This window comes from Microbacterium sp. 77mftsu3.1 (assembly GCF_900100525.1).
GTDB classification, from domain to species: domain Bacteria; phylum Actinomycetota; class Actinomycetes; order Actinomycetales; family Microbacteriaceae; genus Microbacterium; species Microbacterium aquilitoris.
The window spans coordinates 331,291-357,116 of the sequence record NZ_FNCR01000001.1 but is presented as its reverse complement, the minus strand read 5'-3'; the positions used below and the strand labels follow the sequence as shown (position 1 = coordinate 357,116).

The 25,826-nt window shown below is 70.0% G+C and carries 28 protein-coding genes and 1 tRNA gene; 16 read left to right on the top strand and 13 right to left on the bottom strand.

Annotated features, from left to right (window positions below):
- The first annotated feature begins 6 nt into the window (after window positions 1-6).
- From BLR68_RS01955 to BLR68_RS01935, 5 genes are all read left to right on the top strand, one after another.
- A complete protein-coding gene (locus tag BLR68_RS01955; protein WP_256335294.1) occupies window positions 7-510 on the top strand; it encodes an FtsB family cell division protein in 504 nt (167 codons plus the stop codon).
- A gap of 87 nt (window positions 511-597) precedes the next feature.
- On the top strand, window positions 598-1,068 hold the full coding sequence (locus BLR68_RS01950) for a DUF501 domain-containing protein (protein WP_040570636.1): 471 nt from the start codon (window positions 598-600) through the stop codon (window positions 1,066-1,068).
- Window positions 1,065-2,360 (top strand): S8 family serine peptidase, encoded by a 1,296-nt coding sequence (locus BLR68_RS01945; RefSeq protein ID WP_018188341.1) that lies wholly within the window; start codon window positions 1,065-1,067, stop codon window positions 2,358-2,360. The genes BLR68_RS01950 and BLR68_RS01945 overlap by 4 nt, the downstream gene beginning before the upstream one ends.
- Before the next feature lie 20 nt (window positions 2,361-2,380).
- A complete protein-coding gene (locus tag BLR68_RS01940; RefSeq protein WP_371129970.1) occupies window positions 2,381-3,784 on the top strand; it encodes an NAD(P)/FAD-dependent oxidoreductase in 1,404 nt (467 codons plus the stop codon).
- A gap of 80 nt (window positions 3,785-3,864) precedes the next feature.
- Window positions 3,865-3,937, top strand: a tRNA-Leu gene (locus tag BLR68_RS01935).
- A 5-nt stretch (window positions 3,938-3,942) separates the two neighbouring features.
- Here the strand turns inward: BLR68_RS01935 and BLR68_RS01930 are convergent.
- Window positions 3,943-4,755, bottom strand: coding sequence for a hypothetical protein (locus BLR68_RS01930; protein ID WP_018188339.1), 813 nt, complete (start codon window positions 4,753-4,755; stop codon window positions 3,943-3,945).
- A gap of 112 nt (window positions 4,756-4,867) precedes the next feature.
- On the opposite strand from BLR68_RS01930, the gene BLR68_RS01925 reads away from it, so the two are divergent.
- The 3 genes from BLR68_RS01925 to ilvA are packed head-to-tail and all read left to right on the top strand — an operon-like array spanning window position 4,868 to window position 7,921.
- On the top strand, window positions 4,868-5,434 hold the full coding sequence (locus BLR68_RS01925) for a LemA family protein (protein ID WP_018188338.1): 567 nt from the start codon (window positions 4,868-4,870) through the stop codon (window positions 5,432-5,434).
- A gap of 58 nt (window positions 5,435-5,492) precedes the next feature.
- Window positions 5,493-6,677, top strand: a complete 1,185-nt coding sequence (locus tag BLR68_RS01920; RefSeq protein WP_018188337.1) for an AI-2E family transporter — start codon at window positions 5,493-5,495, stop codon at window positions 6,675-6,677.
- A complete protein-coding gene (ilvA, locus tag BLR68_RS01915) occupies window positions 6,674-7,921 on the top strand; it encodes a threonine ammonia-lyase (protein ID WP_018188336.1) in 1,248 nt (415 codons plus the stop codon). The genes BLR68_RS01920 and ilvA overlap by 4 nt, the downstream gene beginning before the upstream one ends.
- A gap of 10 nt (window positions 7,922-7,931) precedes the next feature.
- On the opposite strand, the gene greA is transcribed toward ilvA, so the two are convergent.
- On the bottom strand, window positions 7,932-8,411 hold the full coding sequence (greA, locus tag BLR68_RS01910) for a transcription elongation factor GreA (protein ID WP_018188335.1): 480 nt from the start codon (window positions 8,409-8,411) through the stop codon (window positions 7,932-7,934).
- Window positions 8,412-8,482: 71 nt separating this feature from the next.
- Window positions 8,483-8,887: a DUF4307 domain-containing protein gene (locus tag BLR68_RS01905; protein WP_018188334.1), complete on the bottom strand. Its 405-nt coding sequence runs from the start codon at window positions 8,885-8,887 to the stop codon at window positions 8,483-8,485.
- A gap of 60 nt (window positions 8,888-8,947) precedes the next feature.
- Here BLR68_RS01905 and BLR68_RS01900 point away from each other — a divergent pair, with 60 nt between their 5' ends.
- On the top strand, window positions 8,948-9,232 hold the full coding sequence (locus tag BLR68_RS01900; RefSeq protein ID WP_018188333.1) for a hypothetical protein: 285 nt from the start codon (window positions 8,948-8,950) through the stop codon (window positions 9,230-9,232).
- Here the strand turns inward: BLR68_RS01900 and BLR68_RS01895 are convergent.
- On the bottom strand, window positions 9,204-9,908 hold the full coding sequence (locus BLR68_RS01895) for a PAQR family membrane homeostasis protein TrhA (RefSeq protein ID WP_026302990.1): 705 nt from the start codon (window positions 9,906-9,908) through the stop codon (window positions 9,204-9,206). The two genes, BLR68_RS01900 and BLR68_RS01895, sit on opposite strands and share 29 nt — an antisense overlap.
- 119 nt (window positions 9,909-10,027) lie before the next feature.
- Between BLR68_RS01895 and BLR68_RS01890 the strand changes: the two genes are divergently transcribed.
- On the top strand, window positions 10,028-10,813 hold the full coding sequence (locus BLR68_RS01890) for an isoprenyl transferase (RefSeq protein ID WP_018188331.1): 786 nt from the start codon (window positions 10,028-10,030) through the stop codon (window positions 10,811-10,813).
- A gap of 258 nt (window positions 10,814-11,071) precedes the next feature.
- Window positions 11,072-12,382 carry a PhoH family protein gene (locus BLR68_RS01885; RefSeq protein WP_018188330.1) on the top strand — a complete coding sequence of 437 codons (1,311 nt, stop codon included), beginning with the start codon at window positions 11,072-11,074 and terminating at the stop codon, window positions 12,380-12,382.
- Between the two features lie 63 nt (window positions 12,383-12,445).
- Here BLR68_RS01885 and BLR68_RS01880 read toward each other — a convergent pair whose 3' ends face one another.
- From BLR68_RS01880 to xseA, 7 genes are read right to left on the bottom strand one after another with little or no spacing between them, the layout of a single operon-like run.
- Complete coding sequence (locus BLR68_RS01880) at window positions 12,446-13,102, bottom strand: response regulator transcription factor (protein ID WP_018188329.1); 657 nt, start codon at window positions 13,100-13,102, stop codon at window positions 12,446-12,448.
- On the bottom strand, window positions 13,099-14,079 hold the full coding sequence (locus BLR68_RS01875; protein WP_018188328.1) for a sensor histidine kinase: 981 nt from the start codon (window positions 14,077-14,079) through the stop codon (window positions 13,099-13,101). Before BLR68_RS01875 ends, BLR68_RS01880 begins: the two co-directional genes overlap by 4 nt.
- Before the next feature lie 10 nt (window positions 14,080-14,089).
- Window positions 14,090-15,487: a class II fumarate hydratase gene (locus tag BLR68_RS01870; protein WP_026302988.1), complete on the bottom strand. Its 1,398-nt coding sequence runs from the start codon at window positions 15,485-15,487 to the stop codon at window positions 14,090-14,092.
- Between the two features lie 48 nt (window positions 15,488-15,535).
- The gene (locus tag BLR68_RS01865) at window positions 15,536-16,174 is read right to left on the bottom strand and encodes a carbonic anhydrase (RefSeq protein ID WP_018188326.1); all 639 of its coding nucleotides are present in this window, start codon (window positions 16,172-16,174) and stop codon (window positions 15,536-15,538) included.
- A complete protein-coding gene (locus BLR68_RS01860; RefSeq protein WP_018188325.1) occupies window positions 16,171-16,794 on the bottom strand; it encodes a DUF4245 family protein in 624 nt (207 codons plus the stop codon). The genes BLR68_RS01865 and BLR68_RS01860 overlap by 4 nt, the downstream gene beginning before the upstream one ends.
- Window positions 16,794-17,015, bottom strand: a complete 222-nt coding sequence (locus BLR68_RS01855) for an exodeoxyribonuclease VII small subunit (protein WP_018188324.1) — start codon at window positions 17,013-17,015, stop codon at window positions 16,794-16,796. Before BLR68_RS01855 ends, BLR68_RS01860 begins: the two co-directional genes overlap by 1 nt.
- Window positions 17,016-17,025: 10 nt before the next feature.
- Window positions 17,026-18,321, bottom strand: coding sequence for an exodeoxyribonuclease VII large subunit (gene xseA, locus BLR68_RS01850; RefSeq protein ID WP_018188323.1), 1,296 nt, complete (start codon window positions 18,319-18,321; stop codon window positions 17,026-17,028).
- Window positions 18,322-18,406: 85 nt separating this feature from the next.
- On the opposite strand from xseA, the gene BLR68_RS01845 reads away from it, so the two are divergent.
- The 3 genes from BLR68_RS01845 to BLR68_RS18250 all read left to right on the top strand — a co-directional run bounded on the left by BLR68_RS01845 (window position 18,407) and on the right by BLR68_RS18250 (window position 21,806).
- Window positions 18,407-19,441, top strand: a complete 1,035-nt coding sequence (locus BLR68_RS01845) for a 4-hydroxy-3-methylbut-2-enyl diphosphate reductase (RefSeq protein ID WP_018188322.1) — start codon at window positions 18,407-18,409, stop codon at window positions 19,439-19,441.
- Window positions 19,438-19,962 carry a DUF6264 family protein gene (locus BLR68_RS01840; protein WP_018188321.1) on the top strand — a complete coding sequence of 175 codons (525 nt, stop codon included), beginning with the start codon at window positions 19,438-19,440 and terminating at the stop codon, window positions 19,960-19,962. Before BLR68_RS01845 ends, BLR68_RS01840 begins: the two co-directional genes overlap by 4 nt.
- A gap of 110 nt (window positions 19,963-20,072) precedes the next feature.
- The gene (locus BLR68_RS18250) at window positions 20,073-21,806 is read left to right on the top strand and encodes a peptidoglycan DD-metalloendopeptidase family protein (RefSeq protein WP_018188320.1); all 1,734 of its coding nucleotides are present in this window, start codon (window positions 20,073-20,075) and stop codon (window positions 21,804-21,806) included.
- 59 nt (window positions 21,807-21,865) lie between these two features.
- Here the strand turns inward: BLR68_RS18250 and fbaA are convergent, their stop codons facing one another.
- Entirely contained in the window at window positions 21,866-22,897 is a 1,032-nt protein-coding gene (gene fbaA / locus BLR68_RS01830) for a class II fructose-bisphosphate aldolase (protein WP_018188319.1), read from the bottom strand.
- Window positions 22,898-23,080: 183 nt separating this feature from the next.
- On the opposite strand from fbaA, the gene glpX reads away from it, so the two are divergent.
- Both glpX and BLR68_RS01820 read left to right on the top strand, forming a co-directional pair.
- On the top strand, window positions 23,081-24,070 hold the full coding sequence (gene glpX / locus BLR68_RS01825; RefSeq protein WP_018188318.1) for a class II fructose-bisphosphatase: 990 nt from the start codon (window positions 23,081-23,083) through the stop codon (window positions 24,068-24,070).
- A 135-nt stretch (window positions 24,071-24,205) separates the two neighbouring features.
- Window positions 24,206-24,487 carry a hypothetical protein gene (locus BLR68_RS01820; protein WP_018188317.1) on the top strand — a complete coding sequence of 94 codons (282 nt, stop codon included), beginning with the start codon at window positions 24,206-24,208 and terminating at the stop codon, window positions 24,485-24,487.
- On the opposite strand, the gene rmuC is transcribed toward BLR68_RS01820, so the two are convergent.
- Complete coding sequence (rmuC, locus tag BLR68_RS01815) at window positions 24,465-25,805, bottom strand: DNA recombination protein RmuC (RefSeq protein ID WP_018188316.1); 1,341 nt, start codon at window positions 25,803-25,805, stop codon at window positions 24,465-24,467. The two genes, BLR68_RS01820 and rmuC, sit on opposite strands and share 23 nt — an antisense overlap.
- Window positions 25,806-25,826: the final 21 nt, after the last annotated feature.

Genomic DNA, 25,826 nt, shown 5'->3' with positions numbered 1-25,826 from the left:
GGAGCCATGGACACGCCATTGGCTCCCCCTTCCCGTGTCTCCCGCGGTCGGCGCGCCCGCGACGCAGGCTCCACGACGCGTCGCGTGGACGTCCGGGACTGGGTCGGCGGCATCCGGATGTCGGGGTTCATGGGGATCATGCTCGGCCTCGTCGTCCTGGCGGCCTTCGTGCTCGTGCCGACGATCGGCACCTACGTCGATCAGCGGCAGCAGATCGCCGCGCTGACGCACGACGTGAAGGCGACGCAGGACGAGATCGCGCAGCTGAAGACGGAACGCGAGCGCTGGCGTGACGAGGCGTACATCGTCGCGCAGGCGCGCGAGCGGCTGTACTACCGGCGCCCCGGCGAGGTCGTCTACCTCGTGGCGGACGATCTGCCCTCGGACACGATCCAGCCCGAGCAGCGCCCCGTCAGCGGGAGTGTGCAGGAGACCCGGCACGACTGGATGACCCAGTTCCTGCGGTCGGTGACCGAGGCGGGCCTGGCCAAGACCGTCGCCCCGGGCTGACGCCCAGCCCCCGCGCGCGACGCCGGGTACCCTTGAGCGGTGCCCCATCCGACGCTCACGCCCGCCTCCGCTGCCGACCACGACACCATGCGTGAACAGCTCGGCCGGCCCATGCGCGGTGTCATCGGCATCGCGGCGCGCTGCGTCTGCGGCAACCCGACGGTGGTGGCCACCGAGCCGCGGCTCCCCGACGGCACGCCGTTCCCCACCTTCTACTACCTCACCCACCCGGGGGCGACGGCGGCCATGTCGGCGCTGGAGGCCACGCAGGTCATGCGCGAGCTCAACGACGACCTCGCCGCGGATGACGATCTCGCAACCGCGTACGCGGCCGCGCACGCCGCGTACCTCGCCGATCGGGAGGTCCACGGCTCGGTCGAGGAGATCTCCGGTGTGTCGGCGGGAGGCATGCCCACCCGCGTCAAGTGCCTCCACGCCCTCGCGGCCCATTCGCTCGCCGCCGGGCCCGGGGTCAACCCGATCGGCGACCTCGCCCTCGCCCGCGGCACCTGGTCGCCCGAGCGCTGCACCTGCGCGACGCCGAGGACGACCGGATGAGGGGAGCCCGCGCCGCCCTCGCCGCCGCGGTCGTGGGAGTGTCCATCCTCCTGACCGCCGCCGCGCCCGCGCCCGCACCGACGCCGTCCCCGTCGCCCGCCCCGATCGACCCGGTGCGGAACATGGAGTATTGGCTGAAGGAGTACGGTATCGCCGACGCTTGGAAGACGACCAAGGGCGCCGGGACGACGATCGCCGTCATCGACACCGGCATCGGACGAGGCCCGAAGGAACTCGACGGTGCCGTCGTCGGCGGGGCCGACTTCTCAGGCGTGGGCACGGCCGACGGTCGCACCCCCGTCGGTGACGATGACCGCAACCACGGCAGCTGGGTCGCGTCCCTGGCGGCCGGTCGCGGCACCGCTCCCGACAAGGGGATGACGGGGGTCGCGCCGGAAGCCGACCTCCTGTCGCTGTCCATCGGCTTCGGAGACAACGCGAGCGTGCCCTTCGTCGATCAGGTCGCCGAAGCGATCCGCTGGGCGGTCGACCATGGCGCAGACGTGATCAACCTCTCCTTCACCACGAACACCCTCGACTGGGATCGCGCGTGGGACGACGCCTTCCTCTACGCGTTCGATCACGACGTGGTCGTGGTGGTCGCCGCGGGCAATCGCGAGAGCGGCACCGAGGAGGTCGGCGCCCCGGCGACGATCCCGGGCGTCCTCACCGTCGGCGGTGTCGATCGCGAGGGTCGCGCCAGCAACACGGCATCCACTCAGGGCATCACGATCGGCATCTCCGCCCCCAGCGAGGAACTGCTGGGCGTCTCCGCCAACGGCGACCTCGTCATCTGGGATGGGACGAGCGGCGCCGCTCCGATCGTGGCAGGTGTCGCTGCGCTGGTCCGCTCGGCCCACCCCGAGCTGAGCGCGGGCAACGTCATCAACAGGCTCATCAAGACGGCGACCCCCTCCGACCGGGTGAAGAAGGTACCCAGTGCGCTGTACGGATACGGTCTCATCAACGCCGCCAAAGCGGTGACGGCATCCGTCCCCCCGGTCTCGGCGAACCCCGCGGACGACCTGCGCGACTGGATCCGCCTGTACCGTCGCGCCGAGTCCTCTCCCGCGCCGAGCGCCACGCCGACGCCGTACGAGGTCGCGCCGCTTCCCGCAGCCGAGCCCCCGAGCGGTGCCGTGTCCCCCTTGCTGCCGAGCAGTGACACGCTGCGCTACGGTACGGTGCCGCTCGTCGTTCTCAGCCTGGGGACTATACTGGTCGTGCTCGGGGTCACCGCTGCTGCCCGGCGCATCCGATCGGCGCGCACCCCGCGACCGCCGAGCCGTTGAATCAAGGAGTTCTTCCGACTGTGACTACCACTGTGCCCAAGATCCTGGTCGTCGGAGGCGGCTACGCCGGTTTCTACACGGCGTGGAAGCTCGAGAAGCACCTCCGCAAGGGTGAGGCCGAGGTCACGATCGTCGACCCGCTTCCATACATGACCTACCAGCCGTTCCTCCCCGAGGTCGCGGCCGGCGAGATCGAAGCCCGCCACGTGGTGGTCGGCCTCCGTCGTCACCTTAAGCGCACGCGCGTCGTGACGGCGAAGATCACCGGCATCGACCACGCGAGCAAGACCGCCACGGTCACCCCCGAGGACGGCGAGCCCTGGCAGGAGCAGTACGACCAGATCGTCGTCACCGCCGGCGCCGTCTCCCGCACCTTCCCGATCCCCGGCATCGCCGAGAACGCCATCGGGCTGAAGACCGTCGAAGAGGCCGTCGCGATCCGCGACCGCATCCTCACCAACTTCGACCGCGCCGCGAACCTCCCGGCCGGCCCCGAGCGGGACCGCCTGCTCACGGTCGTCGTCGTCGGCGGCGGATTCGCGGGCATCGAGGTGTTCGCCGAGACGCGCGCCTTCGCCAGTGCGCTGCTGAAGAACTACCCGAACATCACGTTCGAGGAGACCCACTTCCACCTCATCGAGGCCATGGGCCGCATCATGCCCGAGGTGTCGCTCAAGACGAGCGAGTGGGTCCTGAAGGACCTCGCCAAGCGCGGCGCGAACGTGCACCTCGACACCCAGGTGAAGGGCGCCGTCGACGGCAACGTCGAGCTCTCCACCGGCCAGGTCATCCCGACCGACGTCATCATCTGGACCGCGGGCGTCATGGCGAACCCGACCGTCGTCCGCGGCAGCGACCTCCCCGTCGAGGAGCGCGGTCGTATCAACACGCGGGCCGACCTCCGCGTCGGAACGCCCGAGGCCTTCGTTGAGGGTGCCTGGGCGGCCGGTGACGTCGCGGCAGTGCCCGACCTGAGCGGTGGCGGTGTGGGGGGCTTCTGCGTCCCGAACGCACAGCACGCCGTCCGCCAGGGCAAGCTTCTCGCGAAGAACGTCGTCGCCGTGCTGCGGGGTGAGGAGCCCAAGGAGTACTTCCACAAGAACCTGGGCGCCGTCGCCGGCCTCGGTCTCTACAACGGCGTGTTCCAGTCCGGCAAGATCGCGGTCAAGGGCTTCTTCGCCTGGATCGCGCACCGCGGCTACCACGGCCTGGCCATGCCCACCTTCGAGCGCAAGTTCCGCGTCGTCGGCGACTGGTGGCAGAACTTCTGGCTCGGCCGCGACAACGTCTCGCTCGAGACGCTGCAGAACCCGCGCGAGGTCTTCGAGCGGTTCGCGTCGCGTCCGCGCCCGGCGGCTCCCGAGACGCCCCCGATCGACCCGAAGTCGGTCGCCGCGGAGAAGACCGGCACGGTCGCCAGCTGATCGACCCCTTCGAACGACCCCCGTCCGGCGCCTGCCGGCCGTGGGTCGTTCTCGTTGCGGCCGGGATACCCTGGCCACGGGCCCCCATAGCCCAATGGCAGAGGCAGGCGACTTAAAATCGCTTCAGTCTGGGTTCGAGTCCCAGTGGGGGTACGGTCTCATCCCGCCAGGATGCTGGGGGGATCGGCATCCCGCCAGCGTTCGATGGTCTGGGTCGTCCAGAACACGGCGAAGGCGCCGAGGGCGATCGCTTCGCCGATGAGCACTCCGACGGTCTGGGGATGCCGGATCGCGGCGATGATCGTCAGGACGAGCGCCGCCACCATGACGACCGCGACGGCCGTGTACACCCGCCGATAGACGGATGAGGGGCGCTCTCCGCCGCCGAACACGGTGACGAGCGGAACGGCGGCGAACATCGCGAAGAAGCAGACGGTCGCGATGAGGTGCAGGTTGACGCCCCCGGCGAAGGGAAAGCCCCGGGAGAGTCCTGGCGTGAACGCGAGGACGCCCAGCGAGGCCGCGGTGACCACCGCGATGCTCCCGACGATCACGACCCGCCGCCGTGCGATCCCACCCCGGGCGGCGAGCACGATCCCCAGGACGGCGACAGCCGCGACCATCACGATGTAGACGCCCACGCCGTTGCGGACGGTCGGCAGGACGTCGTCGGGCACGAACGCCCTCCCGCGATAGCCGGTCGGGACGATCGCGATGAGCGGGGCGAAGACGGCGGCGACGTCGAGCAGGATCGACTCCGCATCGCGTCCCGACAGTGCCAGCAGCGCGACGGCCGCAGCGGTGAGGCCGCCGACGAACACGCCTCGGGCGGGGGAGTAGAAGTAGGCGCTGATCGAGGGGAGCGGCACCCAGCCGTCCTGTGCCACCTGGAAGAGGACGGATGCCGCGATGGCCACCACGATCCCGACGAGGGCGAGGCGGAGGGAGCGATGCGTCTGCAGACCCGTCACACCTGCGACCCTACAAGCCGCATCCCGTGTGCAACGCCTGGGAACAGACGCTCGCGGTCCGCACAGGAGACGTCCCCGTCGTTAGGATGATGAGGCTATCGATCGGAGATTCATGGAATACCTCATCCCGGTCCTCGTCGTCGTCGCCCTCCTCGTCATCGTCGGCGTCTACCTGTGGGCCACCTACAACTCCCTCGTCGCCCTGGCTGTGAGGGTGGATGAGGCGTGGAGCGACATCACGGTGCAGCTCAAGCGCCGTGCGGACCTGCTGCCCAACCTCATCGAGACGGTCAAGGGCTACGCCGCTCACGAGAAGGCCGTCTTCGAGAACGTGACGCAGGCGCGTGCCGAGACGCTCACGGCGTCCACGCCCGCGGACGCGGGTGTGGCCGAGGGCCACATGCAGCAGGCGCTCAAGTCGCTGTTCGCCGTCGCGGAGGCTTATCCGCAGCTGCAGGCGAGCCAGAACTTCCTCCAGCTCCAGCAGGCGGTCGTCGACACCGAGGACAAGATCCAGGCGTCGCGCCGCTTCTACAACGGTGGCGTCCGCGAACTGAACACGAAGATCAAGGTGTTCCCCAACAACCTCTTCGCCCGCCGGCTCGGTTTCGGTGAGCGGGAGTTCTTCGAGGTCGTCGACGGTGCGGCGATCGCCGAGCCGCCGAGGATCCAGTTCTGACTGCGACGCCGGGCGGAGGCGCGCCGTCCCGCATGGCCGGGCGTCCTAGGATGAGCCAGTGAGCGGCACCGACGACAAGCCCCGCAACGGCTTCTTCGACTCCCTCCGTGCACGCACGGTGTCCACCGACGTGTCGGGGACGGTCCCGCGCGGCCTGAAGATCGCGACTGCCTACGCGTGGCGCTTCCTCGTCCTGGCGGCGGCGATCGCCGTCATGGTCTGGATCGTCATCCAGCTGCGGCTGCTGATCATCCCGCTCCTGGCCGCGATCCTCATCACCGCTCTCGTGTGGCCGATGTTCACCCTCCTGCTGCGGCGTCTACCGCGCTGGCTCGCGCTCATCATCACCCTGCTCGTCACGGTCGCCATCATCGGCGGACTCCTCTGGGTGGCGATCTGGCAGATCACGCAGGATGCGGCATCCGTTCGCAACCGCACGATCGCGGGGATCGGGCAGTTCCGGGACTACCTCATCGACGGTCCGCTCCACCTCACCGGGCGCGAGATCGACGACGCCGTCCGGCAGGGCTTCGGGATGCTCCAGGAGCAAGCGCAGCTGCTGTGGTCGGGTGCGCTGGCGATCGGGTCGACGATCGGGCATGTGGCCACCGGCATCCTGCTGACGCTGTTCATCCTCATCTGCATCCTCGCCGACGGCGGCGGCATCTGGCGCTGGGTCGTGCGGCTGTTCCCCCAGCGCGCCCGTGACGCCGTCGACGGCGCCGGCCGGGCCGGATGGCGCACGGTGATCACTTATGCCCGCACCCAGCTGCTCGTCGCCACGATCGACGCGATCGGGATCGGCGTCGGCGCGGCCCTCCTCGGGGTGCCGCTCGCGGCCCCGATCGGCGTGCTGGTCTTCCTCGGCGCGTTCGTCCCCTTCGTGGGAGCGGTGCTGACGGGCGCTCTCGCCGTGTTCCTCGCCCTCGTCTACAACGGGCCGTGGGTCGCCCTCTGGATGCTCGTCATCGTCCTCGGCGTCCAGCAGATAGAGGGCCACATCCTGCAACCGCTCCTGATGGGGGCAGCCGTCAAGGTCCACCCGCTGGCCGTCGTGCTGGCGGTGGCAGGGGGCGCGATGATCGCCGGGATCGCGGGCGCGGTGTTCGCCGTCCCGCTGGCGGCCTTCGTCAACGTGGTCTGGCTCTACCTCTCGCGGCGAGGGTGGGAGAAGCCCGTGGATGCCGGTCCTGACGACCTCATCTGGAGCACCGTGCCGCGAAGCAGGAGGATGACCGCGTGAGCGAACAGGCGAAGATCGCCGCCCCCACCCTGGCGGAGTTCGAGGCCGCCGCGACCGAGCTCGCCGGTGTCGTCTCGCGCACCCCCGTGGAGGGCTCCGACTTCCTGTCAGGAGTCCTCGGCGCTCCCGTGCACCTGAAGCTCGAGAACCTCCAGCGCACCGGCTCGTTCAAGATCCGCGGTGCGACCTACCGGCTCTCCCGCCTCACCGAGGAGGAACGCGCCCGCGGCGTCGTCGCCGCGTCCGCCGGCAACCACGCGCAGGGGGTCGCCCTCGGGGCGCAGACCCTCGGCATCCGTGCCACCATCTTCATGCCCCTGGGCGTGCCGGTACCCAAGCTCCTCGCGACGCGCGGATACGGCGCGGACGTGATCCTCGAGGGGGCGACGGTCGAGACGCCGCTCCGCCTCGCGCAGGAGTTCGCCGAGCGCACCGGCGCCGTGTTCATCCCTCCCTACGACAACCACGACATCATCCTCGGCCAGGGGACCCTGGGCCTCGAGCTCATGGATGAGATCCCCGGGCTCGAGACCGTCGTCGTCGGCATCGGCGGGGGAGGGCTCGCCGCCGGCGTGGCCGCGGCCGTGAAGGCGCGCGCCGCCGCCGAAGGTCGCAGCATCCGGGTCATCGGTGTGCAGGCGGAGAACTCCGCGGGATACCCGGGCTCGCTCCTGGCCGGCCGTCCGCTGGACGCGGAGCACACGTCGCCCACGATCGCGGACGGGATCGCCGTGAAGCGTCCGGGCACGATCCCGTTCGACATCATCCGGGACCTCGTGGACGAGGTCGTCACGGTGAGCGACGACGACATCGCCCGCGCGATCCTGGTACTGATCGAGCGCGCGAAACAGGTCGTCGAGCCCGCCGGCGCGGTGGGCGTGGCCGCGATCCTCACCGGCAAGGTCGTCGCGTCGGGTCCGACCGCGGCGATCCTCTCGGGAGGGAACATCGACCCGCTGCTGCTGCAGCGCGTCGTCGCGCACGGCCTGGCGGCCTCCGGTCGGTACATGACCCTGCAGATCCCGTTGCCCGACCGTCCCGGTCAGCTCGCACGGGTGTCCGAGCTTCTGTCGGTCGTGGGAGCGAACGTGATCGAGGTGCTGCACACCCGCCACGGACAGGGCCTGCAGATCAGCGAGGTCATCCTGCAGCTGAGCGTCGAGACGCGCGGCGAGGAGCACCGCGCTCAGGTTCTCGCGATCCTGCAGGACGCCGGTTACGCGCCGACGGTCGTCCCGAACTGACCGGAGTCGGTCACTGACCGGTGTAGGTCTCGACCTTCACGATCTCGACGGAGATCTCCTTGCCGTTCGGGGCGGTGTAGCTCGTCTTCTCGCCCTCGCGCAGGCCCATGATGGCTTCGCCGAGAGGGGATGCCTCGCTGTAGACGTCGAGCTCGCTGTTCGCGCCGATCTCGCGGTTGCCGAGGAGGAACACCTCTTCGCCGCCGGCGACGATCGCAGTGACGACGGTTCCCGACAGGACCGTGCCGTCGGATTCGGGCGCGACGCCCACCTTCGCGTCCTTCAGCAGCTGCTGGAGCGTGCGGATGCGCGCCTCCTGCTTGCCCTGCTCGTCCTTCGCCGCGTGGTAGCCGCCGTTCTCCTTGAGGTCGCCTTCTTCGCGGGCGGCCTCGATGCGCTTGGCGATCTCTTCGCGGCCCGTCGTCGAGAGCTCTTCGAGCTCGGCGGCGAGGCGGTCGTAGGCCTCCTGGGTCAGGAACGTCTCGGACACGTGATCTCCCGGTGCGGTCGATGGGTAAGCCAAACGCCCCGGCAAGTCACCGGGGCGCGAGAAATCCCAGCTTAGAGGATCCAGCAGGAGCGGACAAAACCTGTCGTGGCTTCGGCCGTGGTGCGGATGCGCTCGGTCAGGGCACGGGTGTGGTCGTCCGAGGACTCCAGTTCGACGACTCTGAACCCGACGATGCCGTGATCCGGGTCCTGCGCCTCGAGCGCACACGCGACCTTCGTGTCGGGTCTGATCGACACCTGGAATCGGACCTCGACGGTGTGCTCGTCGACGACGGCGAATCCGGTCGAGTCGGCGTCCACCGAGTTGATCGCATTCGACACGGTCGACCAGCCGAGAAGACCTGTCGCGGCGACGGCGACGACACCGACGAGAACCCAGGTCATGCGGCGGGATGCCGCCGACCGGGTGCGCCCGTACCGCTCGGCGAGCTTGCGGTCGACGTCGGTCAGGGTCATGCGGCATCCGTTCTAGGCTGGGATCCCAGGCTATTCGCTCTGGCTGAGGAATGAGGTCACATGCCGGATCTGCGAGGGCTCGCAGCCACCCCGTCTCCCACCCCGACCGGACCGCCCGCCGAGCTGGTGACGCCGGGCATCGCGGGATTCGTCGCCATCGCGGTGGTGGCGATCGTGATCGTCCTCCTGGCGATCGACATGCTGCGCCGCATCCGCCGTGCTCAGTACCGGTCGGACGTCAACGAGATGCTGGATGCCGAGGAGGCAGCCGCTCGTGGAGAGGACGCGCCCCGCGACGAGGACGGACCCGGGGACCTCACGCCGGGAGGCCCAGCGAGGGGCTGAGCGGCGACAGCGAGATCAACAGACACGCGGTCCAGTGGCAGAGGAACGCCAGCACCGTGCAGACGTGGAAGATCTCGTGGAAGCCGAAGTGCCCCGGCCACGGGTTGGGGCGCTTCAGGGCGTAGACGATCGCACCGCCGGTGTAGAGCAGTCCGCCCACGATCACGAGGATCATCATCGCGACGCTCGCGCGCAGCAGGTCGCCCAGGTACATGACGGCGGCCCAGCCGAGCAGCAGGTACAGCGCGACGTAGAGCCAGCGCGGCGCGTTGATCCAGAACACCCGGAACAGGATGCCGAGCAGGGCGCCCGACCACACCAGGACGAGCAGCAGCGTCCCCTGACCGGGGGCGAGGGCGAGGGTGGCGATCGGCGTGTACGTCCCCGCGATGAGCAAGAGGATGTTCGCGTGATCGATGCGCTTGAGCACGATCTTGGTCCGCGGGCCCCAGTCGAAACGGTGGTAGAGCGCGGAGTTGCCGAAGAGCATCAGCGAGGTCGCCATGAACACGGCGGCCGCCCACTTCGACGGGGCTCCCTGCGCGAGCGCGATCAGGACGATTCCCGCGACGATCGCGACGGGGAATGTGCCCGCGTGGATCCACCCGCGCCAGGTGGGTCTGATCTCGACCTGCTCGTCGACCGCCGCCGCTTCGAGGAGGGGCAGCTGAGGCATCTCGGCTCCGTCGTCGGGAAGGTTTCGGGTCACGTCCCCGAGCCTACGCGCGCCGTCATACCGGCGACTGAATACGCGCCCCTCCCACTCCGATCGCCCGGCCGGAGTAGCGTAGCCCTGTGACCCGCGCCCCTTCGACCCAAGGACGCGGACTGCTGTACCGCCTCTACAGCTCGAGGCTGCGGCGGGAGATCGAGGCGGGCACGGTTCCGCACCACGTCGCGATGATGATCGACGGCAACCGCCGATGGGCTCGCCAGCTCGGGTACACGACCGTGTCGCACGGCCACCGCGCCGGTGCCGCGAAGATGCACGAGTTCCTGCGCTGGTGCGACGAGCTCGGCATCCAGGTCGTCTCGCTCTACCTGCTCTCGACGGACAACCTCGTCAAGCGCGACTCGCAGGAGCTCACGGACCTCATCGAGATCATCGCCGACCTCGCCGAGACCCTCTCGCACGAGCCGGGATGGCGCGTGAAGCACGTCGGTCGCGCCGAGGTGCTGCCGTCCGACCTCGCCGACGGCCTCCGGACGGCGGAGGCGCGCACCCGGGAGAACACCGGACTCCACGTGAACCTCGCGGTCGCCTACGGCGGCCGCGGTGAGATCGTCGACGCCGTCCGCAGCATCATCGCGAAGCACAACGAGAAGGGCGGCTCCCTGGAGGAGCTCGCCGAGAGCCTCACCCCCGAGCAGATCGGCGAGCACCTGTACACCGGTGGTCAGCCGGACCCCGACCTCGTGATCCGGACCTCGGGGGAGCAGCGCCTGAGCGACTTCCTGCTGTGGCAGTCCGCGCACAGCGAGTTCTACTTCGTCGAGGCGCTCGGGCCGGACCTGCGCGAGGTCGATTTCCTCCGCGCGATCCGCGACTTCGGCGACCGGGATCGGCGCTTCGGCAGCTGAGATCGACACGGGCGGATGCCGCCGGTGCACTTGACACGGAGAGTTCACACGTCGGACACATCAGGCGGCGTGTCGTGGCCCCGGAGTGTCGCCGGGGGAGCCTACGTTCATCCCAACGGGCAGAGCGTCCGTTCGGGTCGGCCTCTCACGACTCGTGACCCCTGGTCGACTCGTGACTGCCGGGTGGGTTCCCACCCGGGGCGGGAGTGGGTTGTGGCCACACGAGCACCTGAGAAGCAGCGTTACCAGGACGAGTCCATGGAGGGGGCCGAGGATCAGGACCTCCGCACCTATGTGCTGGACACCTCCGTCCTCCTGAGCGATCCGCGGGCACTGTTCCGGTTCGCCGAGCACTCCGTCGTGCTGCCGGTCGTCGTGATCACCGAGCTGGAGCGCAAGCGCCACGATCCCGAGATCGGGTACTTCGCCCGCCAGGCGCTGCGTCACCTGGACGAGCTGCGCGTCGAGCACGGTCGGCTCGATTTCCCCGTCCCCGTCGGCGACGAGGGCACACTCCGGGTCGAGCTGACCAACACCGACCCGACCGTCCTCCCCGCGGGGATGCGGCTGGGCGACAACGACACCCGCATCCTTTCGGTCGCCATGCACCTGAGCCAGGAGGGGCAGTCCGTCACGGTCGTCTCGAAGGACCTGCCGATGCGCGTCAAGGCGGCCTCCCTCGGCCTCCACGCCGAGGAGTACCTCGCCGAGCAGGCGGTCGATTCCGGGTGGACGGGGATCGCGTCGATCGACCTGTCGGGCGACGAGGTCAGCGACCTCTACGACAGCGAGATCGGCGTCAGCGAGGACGTGCGCGGTCTCCCCGTGAACACGGGCCTCGTGATCCACTCCGAGCGCGGATCCGCGCTCGGCCGGGTCACCGGCGACGGCTCGTACAAGCTCGTCCGCGGTGATCGCGACGTGTTCGGTCTGCACGGCCGCTCGGCCGAGCAGCGGATCGCGATCGACCTGCTCCTCGACCCCGAGGTGGGCATCGTCTCGCTCGGCGGACGCGCCGGCACCGGCAAGTCCGCGCTCGCCCTCTGCGCAGGTCTCCAGTCGGTCCTCGAGCAGCAGCAGCAGAAGAAGATCATCGTCTTCCGCCCGCTCTACGCGGTCGGCGGACAGGAGCTCGGTTACCTGCCCGGCGACCAGCAGGAGAAGATGAACCCCTGGGGTCAGGCGGTGTTCGACACCCTCGGGTCCGTCGTCACCGGCAACGTCCTCGAGGAGGTCGTCGCGCGGGGGATGCTCGAGGTCATGCCGCTCACGCACATCCGCGGCCGCTCCCTCCACGACGCCTTCGTCATCGTGGATGAGGCGCAGTCGCTCGAGCGGAACGTCCTGCTGACCGTGCTCAGCCGCATCGGGCAGAACTCCCGCGTCGTGCTCACCCATGACGTGGGACAGCGCGACAACCTGCGGGTGGGACGCCACGACGGCATCGCATCGGTCATCGAGACCCTCAAGGGCCACGACCTGTTCGGCCACGTCACGCTCGTGCGGTCGGAGCGTTCGGCGATCGCCGCACTCGTGACGGACCTGCTGGAAGCCGGCGAACTCAGCTGAGCCGCATCCTGCACGCCACGACGCCCCCGGCCGACGGACCGGGGGCGTCGTGTGTCGGACAGGTCACTCCCAGCGGTAGCCCTCGCCGCGCACCGTCATGATGTGGTCGGCGCCGAGCTTGGCGCGCAGATACCGCACGTAGACGTCGACGACGTTCGATCCCGGGTCGAAGTCCAAGCCCCACACCCGGCTCAGCAGGACCTCCCGCGTGAGGACCTCGCCCGCGTTCCGGACGAACTGCTCGGCGAGGGCGAACTCGCGCGACGACAGCTCCACCTCACGGCCGGCCACGGTGGCTCGGCGCGACAGGATGTCGAGCGTGACGTCTCCGCGCGTGAGCGAGGTGGGAGCGCTCGCGGCACTGTCGCGCAGCCGGGACCGCACGCGTGCCATGAGCTCGGCCACCGCGAACGGCTTCGGGACGTAGTCGCTGGCCCCGGCATCCAATCCTTCGATCGTGTCGTTCGTCCCGCTCCGCGCGGTGAGCATGATCACCGGCGTCGTGTGGCCCGCGCCGCGGAGCTCGCGGAGGACGTCGAACCCGTCCATGGTGGGCAGTCCGACGTCGAGCACGATGAGGTCGACGTCGCCCGAGAGCGCGATCTCGAGGGCGTCGGGTCCGTCCTCGGCGCCGACCGCCTCGAATCCCTCCGCGTGCACGGCGCGCGAGACGAGCGACACGATGTGCGGTTCGTCGTCGACGATCAGGATGCGGGTCATTCAGTGGCCTCTCGCTGCAGCAGAACATCGCCGGCGCGGATGGGTGACGGCAGCGCCCCCCGGGTGCCGATGGGTATCTCCAGGGTGAACGTAGCACCGCCACCGGGGGTGTCGGCGACGGCGCAGTACCCGCCGTGGGCCTTCGCGATCGCGTCGACGATCGCCAGGCCCAGACCCGAGCCGCCGACATGTCGTTTGCCCGTTCCGCGGTCGAAGCGGCGGAAGATCCGGTGTCGGACGGCGGGCGGGATGCCGGGGCCGTGGTCGCGCACCCAGAGCTGCGCTCCGGCGGCGTGGACGGCGCTTCCGATCTCGATCACCGTGCCGGTGGGGGAGTACTTGGCGGCGTTGTCGGCGAGTTGCACCCACGCCTGCAGCAGACGATCGCCGTCGGCGCGGATCACCGCATCCGCACCCTGCTCGACGCGCCAGTCGTGGTCGCCGATCACCCCGACCATCTCGAAGACCCGCTGGGTGAGCGCGGCGAGGTCCACCTCGCCCGTGGAGAGCTGTCCGCCCTCGACGGCCGCCAGTACGTCGATGTCGCCGATGAGGCGGGTCATACGGTCGAGCTCGGCGATGCCGAGCGCGCGGATCGCCTCGACGTCGTCCGGGTCCGCGGCATCCATCATCTCGAGGTGGCCGCGGACGATCGTGATGGGCGTCTTCAGTTCGTGACGCACATCGTCGAGCAACCGCTGTTGGGCCTCGAACGCGCCTTCCACCGTGTCGCCGGCGGCCAGTGCGGCCAGCCCTCGGCGCTCGAGGACCGCCCAGCCCACGACACCCACGCCCGCCAGGGCGGGGACCGTGGCGATCGCCCAGATCAGCGCGGTCCACCCGGCGGCGGCCGGGGCGACCAGCAGCACGACGACGAACGCCGCCGCGCCGACGCCGACGAGGCCCGCTGCGGCGACCGCGAGAAGGATCCCGAGTCCCGGCGTGCCCCGTCGCGGTGGTGCGGCGGCGCTGTTCACGCTCCGATTATCAACCCGGGTGGGTCATCGAGAGGAGGTCGAGCTTCTCATCGAGCTGCTGCTCGGTCAGCTCGCCCCGCTCGACGTAGCCGAGGTCGATGACGGCGTCGCGGACGGTGATGCCCTTCGCGACGGAGTGCTTGGCGATCTTCGCGGCGGCCTCGTACCCGATCAGCTTGTTGAGCGGGGTCACGATCGAGGGCGACATCCCCGCGTACGCGGCGGCGCGTTCGACGTTCGCCTCGAGCCCGCTCACCGTCTTGTCGGCGAGGACCCGCATGGCGTTGGAGAGCAGCCGGATCGACTCGAGCAGCGCCGTACCCATCACGGGGATCGCGACGTTGAGCTCGAACGAGCCGGATGCCCCGGCCCAGGCGACCGTCGCGTCGTTGCCGATGACGCGGGCGGCGACCATCAGGGTCGCCTCGGGGACGACGGGGTTGACCTTGCCGGGCATGATCGACGACCCCGGCTGCAAGTCGGGGATGTGCAGCTCTCCAAGGCCGGTGTTCGGTCCCGACCCCATCCAGCGGATGTCGTTGTTGATCTTCGTGAGCGAGACGGCGATGGTGCGCAGTGCCCCGGATGCCTCCACGAGACCGTCGCGGTTGGCCTGCGCCTCGAAGTGGTCCTTGGCCTCGGTGATCGGCAGCTCGGTCTCGGCGGCCAGGAGCTCGATGACCTTCTGCGGGAAGCCCAGGGGGGTGTTGATGCCCGTGCCGACGGCGGTGCCGCCGAGGGGGACCTCGCCGACGCGCGGGAGGACGGCCTGGACGCGCTCGATACCGAGACGCATCTGACGCGCGTAGCCGCCGAACTCCTGACCGAGGGTGACCGGTGTGGCGTCCATGAGGTGCGTACGGCCGCTCTTGACGACGCTCTTCCACGCCTGCGCCTTCTCCTCGAAGGCCACGGCGAGGTGGTCCAGGGCGGGGATCAGGTCGTCGATGAGGGCCTGGGTGACGGCGATGTGCACCGACGTGGGGAACACGTCGTTGGACGACTGCGACGCGTTGACGTGGTCGTTCGGGTGAACGCTCGAACCGAGCTTGCGGGTCGCGAGGGTCGCGAGGACCTCGTTCATGTTCATGTTCGACGAGGTGCCCGAACCGGTCTGGTACGTGTCGACCGGGAACTGCGCGTCGTAGGCGCCGGTGACGACCTCGTCCGCGGCCCAGGCGATCGCGTCGGCGATCGAGCCGTCGAGGGTGCCGAGGTCCTTGTTGGCCAGCGCGGCGGCCTTCTTGATGCGCGCCAGGGCCGCGATCTGCGTCGACTCGAGTCCCGAGCCCGAGATGGGGAAGTTCTCGACGGCGCGCTGGGTCTGCGCGGCGTAGAGCGCGTCCTTCGGCACGCGCACCTCACCCATCGTGTCGTGCTCGATGCGGTAGTCGGTCTCGTCAGTCATGTCGTTCACGTCCTCGTTTCACGTGTCTGCGGAAGGGGGATGGGGGCGTCAGCCGGCTTCGCCGACGACGACGTCGGGGATCGCGGTGCCGTCGGCCAGGCGATAGTTCGCCCCGACCACCGCCACGCGTCCCTCTGCCACGGCGTCGCTGATGAGCTCGGAGGAGTGCAGGATGCCGGCGACGGTGTCGCGCAGGTGCTCGCGGCCGACCTCCTCGGCATCCACCGACGCTGCACTCGAGCCGGGGGTGGCCTGCAGGACGCGGCGGACGGCGGGGACGATGGGTGCGACCTGGCGCCAGATGCCGGCGGGGAGGGCGGGGGCGTCGGGAGCCGTCGATTCGATGGCGGCGCGGACGGCGCCGCACTCGTCGTGCCCGAGGACCACGATCAGCGGCACACCCAGCACGGCGACGGCGTACTCGAGACTGCCGACCACGGAGTCGGAGATCACCTGCCCGGCGTTGCGGATGACGAACAGGTCGCCGAGTCCCTCGTCGAAGATGATCTCCGCCGCGAGGCGGGAGTCGGAGCAGCCGAACAGGGCTGCGGTGGGACGCTGCACGTGCGCCAGTTCATGGCGACGCTCCGCATCCTGTCGGGGGTGCTGGGGCTCTCCGGCGACGAATCGGCGGTTGCCGGCGAGCATGGCGGACCAGACGTCGGACGGGCGGGGGTTCTCGCTCATCGCGCTTCCTCTCGCAGGGTGCGGATCTGATCGCCGAGGCTCTCGGCGACCGTCGTGGCGGCGCCTTGGTCGGTGGACTCGGCCAGGCCGATGACGACCGTGTCGGAGCCGATGGTCGTGGACAGGGCGTAGGTGATCTTCTCCACCGACGACGGCAGGTCGTAGACGTCCCACTCGATGCCGTCGATGGTCGACGTGCCGGTCGGTGCGTAGCCGCCCAGCTCTCGCGACACCCACTGCGCGGGCGGGTCGAACGCCTGGGTGACCTCGACGTAGCCGCTCGACGGGGCGTAGACGATGCGCCACTCACCGCCGTCGACGAGCGCGGAGTTGGCGCGCCACGATCCGGGCACCTCGGGGACGATCACACCGCGTCCGACGGTCTTCTCGGCCGCCGCCGCCGCGGCGGGGACATTCGCCTCGGGAGTGTCGGCGGGGGTGCCCCGTGGCACGCCGAGGTAGACGACGGCCATGATGCCGAGGCAGACGATGAGCGCGGCGATCAGGTTGCGGAAGGTCTTGCTGGAGCGGTAGCGCTGCGACGACGCGGCCTTGCGGGCTGCGGTCTCGTCCGGTGTCTCGGGTCGGCCGAGCTCGGCGACGACGCGGGGTTTGGCCATCAGGACGCGGTCCCGCCGTCGGGACGCGCCTCGTCGAGCCGCCGCTTGGCGCCCAGCAGCCATTCCTCGCAGCGCGCCGCGAGGGCCTCGCCGCGCGTCCACAGGCTGAGCGACTCCTCGAGCGTGGGCGACCCCTGCTCGAGTTTCGCGACGACCTGGACGAGCTCGTCGCGGGCCTGCTCGAAAGTGAGGCTCGAGACATCACCCGCGTCGCTCGTCATGGCTCCCATCCTAGATCGCGGAGGGAGCGGCATCCGCCCCCGTCTCGGCGATCTCGCCCGCCGAGCGCGCCGCGAACGAGCCGCGCCCCACCGTCACGACGACGTCGGTCCCCGCGGGCGCCTGCTCCGCGTCGCGGACGATGCCGCCGCCGGGGAGGTGCGCGATCGCGTAGCCGCGGTCGAGGGTGGCGCCGGGGGAGAGGGCGCGGAGGGATGCCCGGAGCTCAGCGGTCGAGCGGGCCGCGGCATCCCATCTGCGGGTCATCACGTCGCGACCGCGGGACGCCAGCGCGACGATCTCCTGCGCGCGGCCGGTCAGCAGGGACTCCGGATCCCGCAGGACCGGGCGCGAGCGCAGCTGGGCGAGCGCGGCGATGTCGTGGCCGACACGCTGGGTCAGCCGGGTGCGAGCGCGGCTCCGCAACTGCTGCACGAGGGCCCGCTGCTCGGACACGTCCGGCACGACCCGCTTGGCGGCGTCCGTCGGCGTGGAGGCCCGGAGATCGGCGACCTCGTCGAGAAGGGGGTGGTCGTTCTCGTGTCCGATGGCGGAGACGACGGGGGTGGATGCCGCGGCCACCGCGCGGACGAGCCTCTCGTCGCTGAAGCCGAGCAGGGTCTGCGGATCGCCGCCGCCGCGGGCGATGATGATGACGTCGACCTCGGGATCGGCGTCCAGCTCGCGGAGAGCGGCAAGCGTCTCGGGGACGCAGCGGTCGCCCTGTACGGCCGCATGGATCGTCCGGAACCGGACGTGCGGCCAGCGCAGCTCCGCGTTGCGGTGGACGTCCTTCTCCGCGTCGCTGCGCTCACCCGTGATCAACCCGATGACGTGGGGCAGGAACGGAAGCGGCTGCTTGCGTGCCGGGTCGAAGAGACCCTCTGCGCGGAGCGTCGCGCGCAGTCGCTCGAGCCGCTCGAGCTGATCCCCGAGACCGGTGTGACGCATGGCGGAGACGGTGAAGCTGAAATCGCCCGTCTTCACGAAGTAGTCGGCCTTGACGCACGCGACCACACGGTCGCCGATCTTCAGGTCGCCGGGGGTGCGCTGCAGCGTGGAGGACCACATGCGGAACGAGAGCATGCCGTCGCCCGAGGCATCCTTCAATCGCCCGAAGACGTGACCACCGCGGAGGTTCCACGCGGTGATCTCGCCCTCGACCCAGACCGCGCCCCACTTCTGCACGAAGTCGCGGATGGTCTCGTTCAGACGGGAGACCGAAGTCGGGGTGTCGGGGGAGGAGTCCCGCGGGTGCACCGCATCCGGCGGCGGGACGGCACCCGCCTCGGTCTGGAAAGTCGTCACGGTGACCCATCTTGGCGCACACGTCCCCCACCCAGCCCGGGGTTCGTACAATCAAGGGGTGACCTCACCTGCCGTTTCGCTGCCGATGCCCCGGATCCCGGGAGCCCGCGGGCGGCTCGTCGATCTTCCCGTCCAGGGCGCCAAGCGCGTCCTCCTCGCCGCACCCCGCGGGTACTGCGCGGGTGTCGACCGTGCCGTCATCGCCGTCGAGAAGGCGCTGGAGCGGTACGGCGCCCCCGTCTACGTCCGCAAGCAGATCGTCCACAACATCCACGTCGTGACCGAGCTCGAGTCGATGGGCGCGGTCTTCGTCGACGAGGTCGACGAAGTCCCCGAGGGGGCGCACGTCGTCTTCAGCGCGCACGGGGTGTCGCCCGCCGTCGTCAACGCCGCCGCGGACCGCGGACTGCAGGCGATCGACGCCACCTGCCCTCTCGTGACGAAGGTCCACCGTGAGGCCGTGCGCTTCGCCCGCGACGACTTCGAGATCCTCCTCATCGGACACGACGGCCACGAAGAGGTCGAAGGGACCGCGGGGGAGGCGCCGGATCACGTCACCGTCGTGAACTCGCCCGACGAGGCGGACCGCGTCGTCGTGAAGGACCCCGACAAGGTCGTCTGGCTCTCGCAGACGACGCTGTCGGTCGACGAGACGATGGACACCGTCCGCCGGCTGCGCGAACGGTTCCCGAACCTGCAGGACCCGCCGTCGGACGACATCTGCTACGCGACGCAGAACCGCCAGGTCGCGATCAAGAAGGTCGCTCAGGATGCCGACCTGGTGATCGTCGTCGGCTCGGCGAACTCCTCGAACAGCGTCCGTCTCGTCGAGGTCGCCCTCGAGTACGGCGCGAAGGCGGCCTACCGCGTCGACTACTCGCACGAGATCAAGCAGGAGTGGCTCGACGGTGTCGAGACGGTCGGCGTCACGTCCGGCGCATCCGTTCCCGAGGTCCTCGTGACCGAGGTGCTCGAGGATCTCGCCGGAGCGGGCTATCGCGACGTCGCCGAGGTGAAGACCGCAGAGGAGGACCTCATGTTCTCGCTCCCGAAGGAACTGCGTCAGGACCTCGAAGGTCGCCGTGACGAGCGCGCTCTCGGGGGACGGAACCGCTCGTGAGCGAGGAACCCCGACCGCGACCGCAGTACGGGGAGTACGCGACGCCCGAGCAGCAGCGGGCGGCGATCCGTCAGCCCGAGCCGGCAGCGCCGGCACCCGTCGACGCCCCGCATCCGCCGACGGCTCCCGCCACCACTGTCGCGGCGCGCCCGACCCGGACGGCGGACCGCATCATCACCGTCGCGCTCCTGGTGTACGGGCTCGTCACCGTCGTGAGCGCGATCCCGCAACTCGTCGACTTCACCGCGTTCGCGAAGACGTGGATGGAGGTCGCGGGCGTCGAGGGCGAGTTCACCAATACGGCGCAGGGCGCGCTGTGGGGCGGCGTCGGCGCGACGGTGTTCGCCGTCGGGTGGGTGCTCACCGCCGTTCTGTCGTGGTGGTCGCTCGCACGCGGCCGAGTGAGCTGGTGGATCCCGCTCGTGGGAGCGATCGTGACGTTCGTCATCGTCAGCGTCTGCCTCGTCGTGCCGCTGTTCGGCGACCCGGGGCTCGTCCGCGGACTGGCGCTCACCTCCTGAGGCCGGCGGCCCCGACCGCCGCTCCGGACGGTTGGAGAACGCCTTCCCTGCCTGATACTTTTACGGCTGCTGCGGGTTCTCCCTCGCGCGCTCATCTCGGGAGGGGAACTGTGACCGGCACACACCGGAGGTTCGCCTCCACCGCCATCGCCGTGGCCTGCACCGTCGGGATGCTGCTCGCCTCGCCGTCGGCGGCGGCGACGGCGGCGACGCCGGCCCCGATCGCCACCCCCGCAGCGACAGCCGCCGCGCTGACGCCCGGCACCGTGGCCGTGACGGGTGCTCCCGCCGTCGGCCGCACGCTGACCGCCGCGGTCGCCGGTTTCGGGCCCGCCCCGGTCGTCCTGACCTATCAGTGGTTGCGCGGCACGGCGGCGATCCCGGGAGCCACGGCGTCGACCTACGCACTCGTCTCCGCGGATGCCGGGGCCTCGGTCTCCGTCCGCGTGACCGTGTCGAAGGCGGGATACACGTCGCTCGTCCGCTCGAGCAGCGGCGTCACGGTCGAGCGCGTCCTCGGCGCGCCGTCGGGCGTCACCATCTCGGGGGCCGGAACGGTCGGGGGAACCTTGACGGCGAACCCGGGGACGTGGACGCCCGCGGGCGTGACCGTCGGGTATCAGTGGTTGCGCAACGGCGGCGTGATCCCGGGAGCGACGGCTCGCACCTACCGGATGGTGGCCGCCGATGCGGGCACGACCGTGTCCGTCCGCGTGACGGGCGTGAAGTCCGGGTACACGACCGCGTCCCGGACGTCAGGCGGGGTCGCTGTCCTCGCCTCCTTCACGACGACGCCGACGCCGACGATCTCCGGTTCCGCGACCGCGGGCGGTGTGCTCCGGGTGAACACCGGCACCTGGCAGCCTGCGCCGACGCAGTTCGGCGTCCAGTGGCGCGTCGACGGCAACCCCGTCGACGGTGCGACGGGCACGAGCTGGGAAGTGCCGACCGGGGTCGCCGGGCGGTCGGTGTCCGTCTCGGTGACGGCGTACCGCGCGAACCATCGGCCGGTCACGAAGACGTCCGCAGCGCGGTCCGTGTCGTGGTCGCTCGGGACATCCATGACCCCGGGGACGATGCTCCGGCCCGGAGTGAAGCTGACCTCTCCCGACGGTCGCTCCGCTTTCGGCATCCTCGGCGACGGCAACGTCGGCCTCACCCGCGGATACGCACTGACGAGGACCGCGAGGACCACGTTCGCCTTCGACGGCCGGCTCTCGTTCACCAAGGACGGCGAACTCCTCCTGCTGAACCAGTACGACGTCGTGCTCTGGAGCTCGCGGACGGCCGGCCTCGGAGCCACGGGCGCCGTGCTCGGCAACGACGGTGTCCTGCGCCTGGTCGACGGCAACGGCGACGATGTGTGGACGAGCGAGAAGATGGCGGCGCTGCCGGACGCGACGGGAGCCGCGGCATCCGTCCCGGGGCGCTACGGCTGGGCGTACCCGCTGCGCCCGAACGGGAAGTTCACCACCTACGCCGGCCACAGCGGCGACGACATCGCCGCTCCCACGGGGACGCCGATCTACGCAATGCGCGGCGGCACGGTCTCGGTGCGCGAGGTGTGGATCACGAGCGGATGCCCCTCGTGGGCTCCGAACAAGACGAAGCAGAAGGAGGTCGTCGTCACCTCGACCGTCGACGGCCACCGCTTCGAGCAGGTGTACGCCCACCTCAGCGCGTTCTCGGTGAAGACCGGCCAGTCCGTGGCGGCCGGGCAGCGGATCGGTTCGGTCGGCTCGACGGGCTGCTCCACCGGGCCGCACCTCCACACGGCGTTCGCCGTGGACGGGGTGCGCTACGAGCTCTACCCGCGCGACGTCCTGGGCACCGCCTCCTACTGACGCTCCGCACGACGAAGCCCCGGTCCGCAGAGAACCGGGGCTTCGTCGTACGAGGGAGGTCAGACGCCGAGCGACTTGCCCGCCGAGCCGAGCTGCTGCGTGGCGGCGACGACGCGCTGCGCCATCGCCGACTCGGCGACCTTGCCCCACGCGCGCGGGTCGTACTGCTTCTTGTTGCCGACCTCGCCGTCGAGCTTCAGGACGCCCTCGTAGTTGGCGAGCATGAAGCCGGCGACCGAGCGGGTGAAGGCGTACTGCGTGTCGGTGTCGATGTTCATCTTCACGACGCCGTTGGCGACCGCGGTGGCGATCTCATCGTCCGACGAGCCGCTGCCGCCGTGGAAGACGAGGTCGAGGGGCTTCGGGCCGGTACCGAAGTGCGCGGCGATGCCTTCCTGGATCTCACCGAGGAGCTCGGGGCGGAGCTTCACGCCGCCCGGCTTGTAGACACCGTGCACGTTGCCGAAGGTGAGGGCCGAGATGTAACGGCCGTTCTCGCCGAGACCGAGGGCCTCGACGGCCTTGGTCACGTCGGCGACGGTCGTGTAGAGCGCGTCGTTCGAGCCCTCGTGCTGGACGCCGTCCTCTTCGCCGCCGACGACGCCGACCTCGATCTCGAGGATCGCGTTGATGTTCTTCATCCGGGGGAGCAGGTCCCGTGCGATCTCGATGTTCTCGTCGAGGGGAACCGCCGAGCCGTCCCACATGTGCGACTGGAAGATCGGGTTGCGGCCCGCCTTGACCTCGGCCTCGGAGGCCTCGATGAGCGGCAGCACGAAGCCGGGGAGGGCGTCCTTCGGGCAGTGGTCGGTGTGGAGGGCGACCGTGATCGGGTAGTTCTTGGCGACCTCGGTGACGTACTTGGCGAACGCCAGGGCGCCGGTCGCACGACCCTTGACCGTGTGGCCGGCGAAGTAGTCCGCGCCGCCGGTGGTGACCTGGAGGATGCCGTCGGAGCCGGCTTCGGTCAGGCCCTGGAGGACGGCGTTGATGGTCTGCGAGCTCGAGACGTTGATCGCGGGGTAGGCGAAGCCGCCTGCCTTCGCGCGGTCCAGCATGTCGGCGTACTGGTCGGGTGTGGCGACGGGCATGTCAGCTCCTCGGGAAAGTCAGTGATTCCCCGCAACTCTATCGAAGGGATGCCGCTCCCTCCCGAGCCGGCACGCTCGCCCAGAAGACAGCCTCCCTTCCGGATCGGAAAGATTCCGCATTCCTTCATCAGGCGAGGCCGGGAAACACGTGGTCGGCGGCGGCAACGGTCCTAGGCTGAGCCCATGGTGAGCCTGACTGCCGACATGAGTCCGCTGCATCCCGACCGCAACCTCGCGCTGGAGCTCGTTCGCGCGACCGAGGCAGCCGCGATCCGATCCGTTCCGTTCATCGGACGAGGGAAGAAGGAGCTCGCCGACGGCGCCGCCGTCGACGCCATGCGGGCGTTCCTCACCACGGTGAACTTCGACGGTGTCATCGTGATCGGCGAAGGGGAGAAGGACAACGCCCCGATGCTCTTCAACGGCGAGCGTGTCGGCACGGGGCGGGGGCCGCAGTGCGACATCGCGGTCGATCCGATCGACGGCACGACACTCACCGCGGAAGGACGCAACAACGCCCTCTCGGTGATCGCCGTGGCCGATCGCGGCGCGATGCTCGACGCTTCGACCGTCTTCTACATGGACAAGATCGTGACGGGTCCCGAGGGTGTCGGAGTGGTCGACATCCGCCTGCCGATCGCGGAGAACATCCGCCGCCTGGCGCAGGCGCTCGACAAGCCCGTCGACGAGCTCGTCGTCTCGGTTCTGAACCGTCCCCGGCACGCCCGGCTGATCGAGGAGATCCGGGATGCCGGTGCCGGCACGCGCCTCATGAGCGACGGCGACGTCGCGGGCGGCATCAACGCCGCGCGCCATAACGCCCGCACCGACATGTGCGTGGGTGTCGGCGGCAGCCCCGAGGGCATCGTCACCGCGTGCGCCATCAAGGCGCTCGGCGGCCACATCCAAGGTCGCCTGTGGGCGCGCGACGACGACGAGAAGCAGCGCGGGATCGACGCGGGCCTGAAGCTCGACGACCACGTCTACGAAGCTGATGACCTCGTCCGCGGCAACAACACGCTCTTCGTCGCGACGGGCGTCACCAACGGCGAACTCGTGGCGGGGGTGCGTCGCGCGGGTGACTTCGTCTACACCGAGAGCGTCGTGCTCCGCGGGGCATCCGGGACGCTTCGCCGCATCTCGTCGGAGCACCTCACCTCGAAGTGGCTCTGAGTCGGATCGCTCGCCGGGCGACCGGATAGCAGACACGCGCCGGGCGTCAACCCAGGATCACGGACGAGGCCTCTGGCACAATGGGCCGTGGTGTCAGAGATCCCCGGCACTCGCCACCGCCCCTCAGGAGTCCACATGTCCACCGCATCCAGCGATCCGCGCACGGGTCAGCTCTCGCTCACCGGTCACCTGCCCGTCACGCCGACGGGACAGATCCCGGTCGTGGGGCAGACGACAGCGGGGCCGCGTCCGGTGACGGCTCAGATCCCGGTGATCGACGACCCCGCACGTCGTCCGGATGTGCTGTTGCGTCGACGGATGCCTCCCGGGCACGAGATCAGCGCATGGTGGATGATCGGCGCGTTCGTGGCGGTGTCGCTGGGCGTCGTCGGCCTCATGACGTTCTTCCCCTCCTGAGCTCACCCTCGTCGGTCAGCCGGTCGCGGATAGCTCCGAGGTCGGCAGCCGTGTGCTCGGAACCGTCACCGCGCTCGACTCCGTCGAGGAGTTCGGGAGCGGTCAGTCGTCTCGTCGTGGATTCGATGGGACGCGGTGTCGACAGCGTGTCGAGTTGGGTGTCGTCGATGCCGGGGAACCGCCGTGCGCTGACGAGCACCCGCGTCTCGAGGGAGCCTGCGAAGCGGTTGTAGCTGTCGACGGTCCGTTCGATGGCGCGGCGGAGATCGTCGGCGTGGCCGGCGAGCGAGCCGAGCCGGTGGTACAGCTCGTTGCCCAGATCGAACAGCCGGCGCGCTTCGGTCGAAACGTCCTGCTGCGTCCACGTGTAAGCCACCGTCTTGAGGACCGCCCAGAGGTTCACGGGGGACGCGAGCGCGACCCTCCGTCCGAACGCGTACTCCAGCAGGGCGGGATCCTCTTCGAGGGCCGCCGCGAGGAGGGACTCGCTCGGGATGAAGCAGACGACGAACTCGGGGCTCGACGGCATCCCCGCCCAATAGCGCTTCTTCGCGAGAGCGTCGATGTGGGCGCGGACCGCGGCGACGTGCTTCGCGAGCAGGCGGCTGCGCCGTGCACCCTCTTCGCCCACCGCCGTGACGGGGATCGCGCTGGCTTCGAGATAGGCGTCGAACGGCGCCTTCGCATCGACGGCCAGGGCCTTCTCGCCGGGGAGGCGCACGATGAGGTCGGGGCGACCGCTGCCGGCGTCGGAGGAGATCGAGGCCTGCGTGTCGAAATCGACGTAGCGGGTGAGGCCGGCCGACTCGACGATGCGGCGCAGCTGCGTTTCGCCCCAGACACCGCGCGTCCCATTGGAGCGGAGGGCGCCCGCCAGCGACTCCGTCGTGGCTCGCAGCGCCTCGTCCGACTCCTGCGACCGCCGCAGCTGCTCGGCGAGCGAGCCGAACTGCTCCTGCCGGTCGCGTTCGAGGTGATCCACCTTCTGCTGCATCGCCGTCAGGGTCTCCTGCACAGGGGCGAGGGCGCGGAGCACCGTCTGCTCGCGACGCTCCCGCTCGTCCCGAGCCGCCTGCTCGGCGTGCACGCGGCTCGTGACCTCGCGATGAAGAGCCCGCTGCTGGTCCAGTTGGGTCTGCAACGCGTCACGGGCCGCCTCGGCGGCCGAGGCGCGCGCCTGCAGGTCCGTGCGGCGGTTGGCTTCACGAGCGGCGACGAACGCGCCGGCGGCCAGGGCGCCGGCGATCAGGCAGATCACGGCGAGCACGGTGGCGAAAGCGGCATCCATGACGTTCATCGTGCCCGAGGGGTCGGACATCGCCCCGTCGCCGCGCGGCGG

Excerpts from the sequence above, each read along its gene's own strand:
- BLR68_RS01945 (WP_018188341.1), top strand. The coding sequence starts at position 1,065 with ATGAGGGGAGCCCGCGCCGCCCTCGCCGCCGCGGTCGTGGGAGTGTCC.
- rmuC (WP_018188316.1), bottom strand. The coding sequence starts at position 25,805 with ATGTCCGACCCCTCGGGCACGATGAACGTCATGGATGCCGCTTTCGCC.
- glpX (WP_018188318.1), top strand. The coding sequence starts at position 23,081 with ATGGTGAGCCTGACTGCCGACATGAGTCCGCTGCATCCCGACCGCAAC.
- BLR68_RS01845 (WP_018188322.1), top strand. The coding sequence starts at position 18,407 with ATGCCCCGGATCCCGGGAGCCCGCGGGCGGCTCGTCGATCTTCCCGTC.
- BLR68_RS01820 (WP_018188317.1), top strand. The coding sequence starts at position 24,206 with ATGTCCACCGCATCCAGCGATCCGCGCACGGGTCAGCTCTCGCTCACC.
- BLR68_RS01885 (WP_018188330.1), top strand. The coding sequence starts at position 11,072 with ATGGAGGGGGCCGAGGATCAGGACCTCCGCACCTATGTGCTGGACACC.
- BLR68_RS01855 (WP_018188324.1), bottom strand. The coding sequence starts at position 17,015 with ATGACGAGCGACGCGGGTGATGTCTCGAGCCTCACTTTCGAGCAGGCC.
- BLR68_RS01955 (WP_256335294.1), top strand. The coding sequence starts at position 7 with ATGGACACGCCATTGGCTCCCCCTTCCCGTGTCTCCCGCGGTCGGCGC.
- BLR68_RS01905 (WP_018188334.1), bottom strand. The coding sequence starts at position 8,887 with ATGACCCTGACCGACGTCGACCGCAAGCTCGCCGAGCGGTACGGGCGC.
- BLR68_RS01860 (WP_018188325.1), bottom strand. The coding sequence starts at position 16,794 with ATGGCCAAACCCCGCGTCGTCGCCGAGCTCGGCCGACCCGAGACACCG.
- fbaA (WP_018188319.1), bottom strand. The coding sequence starts at position 22,897 with ATGCCCGTCGCCACACCCGACCAGTACGCCGACATGCTGGACCGCGCG.
- BLR68_RS01870 (WP_026302988.1), bottom strand. The coding sequence starts at position 15,487 with ATGACTGACGAGACCGACTACCGCATCGAGCACGACACGATGGGTGAG.
- BLR68_RS01895 (WP_026302990.1), bottom strand. The coding sequence starts at position 9,908 with ATGCCTCAGCTGCCCCTCCTCGAAGCGGCGGCGGTCGACGAGCAGGTC.
- BLR68_RS01865 (WP_018188326.1), bottom strand. The coding sequence starts at position 16,174 with ATGAGCGAGAACCCCCGCCCGTCCGACGTCTGGTCCGCCATGCTCGCC.
- BLR68_RS01925 (WP_018188338.1), top strand. The coding sequence starts at position 4,868 with ATGGAATACCTCATCCCGGTCCTCGTCGTCGTCGCCCTCCTCGTCATC.
- BLR68_RS01950 (WP_040570636.1), top strand. The coding sequence starts at position 598 with ATGCGTGAACAGCTCGGCCGGCCCATGCGCGGTGTCATCGGCATCGCG.
- BLR68_RS01880 (WP_018188329.1), bottom strand. The coding sequence starts at position 13,102 with ATGACCCGCATCCTGATCGTCGACGACGAACCGCACATCGTGTCGCTC.
- BLR68_RS01900 (WP_018188333.1), top strand. The coding sequence starts at position 8,948 with ATGCCGGATCTGCGAGGGCTCGCAGCCACCCCGTCTCCCACCCCGACC.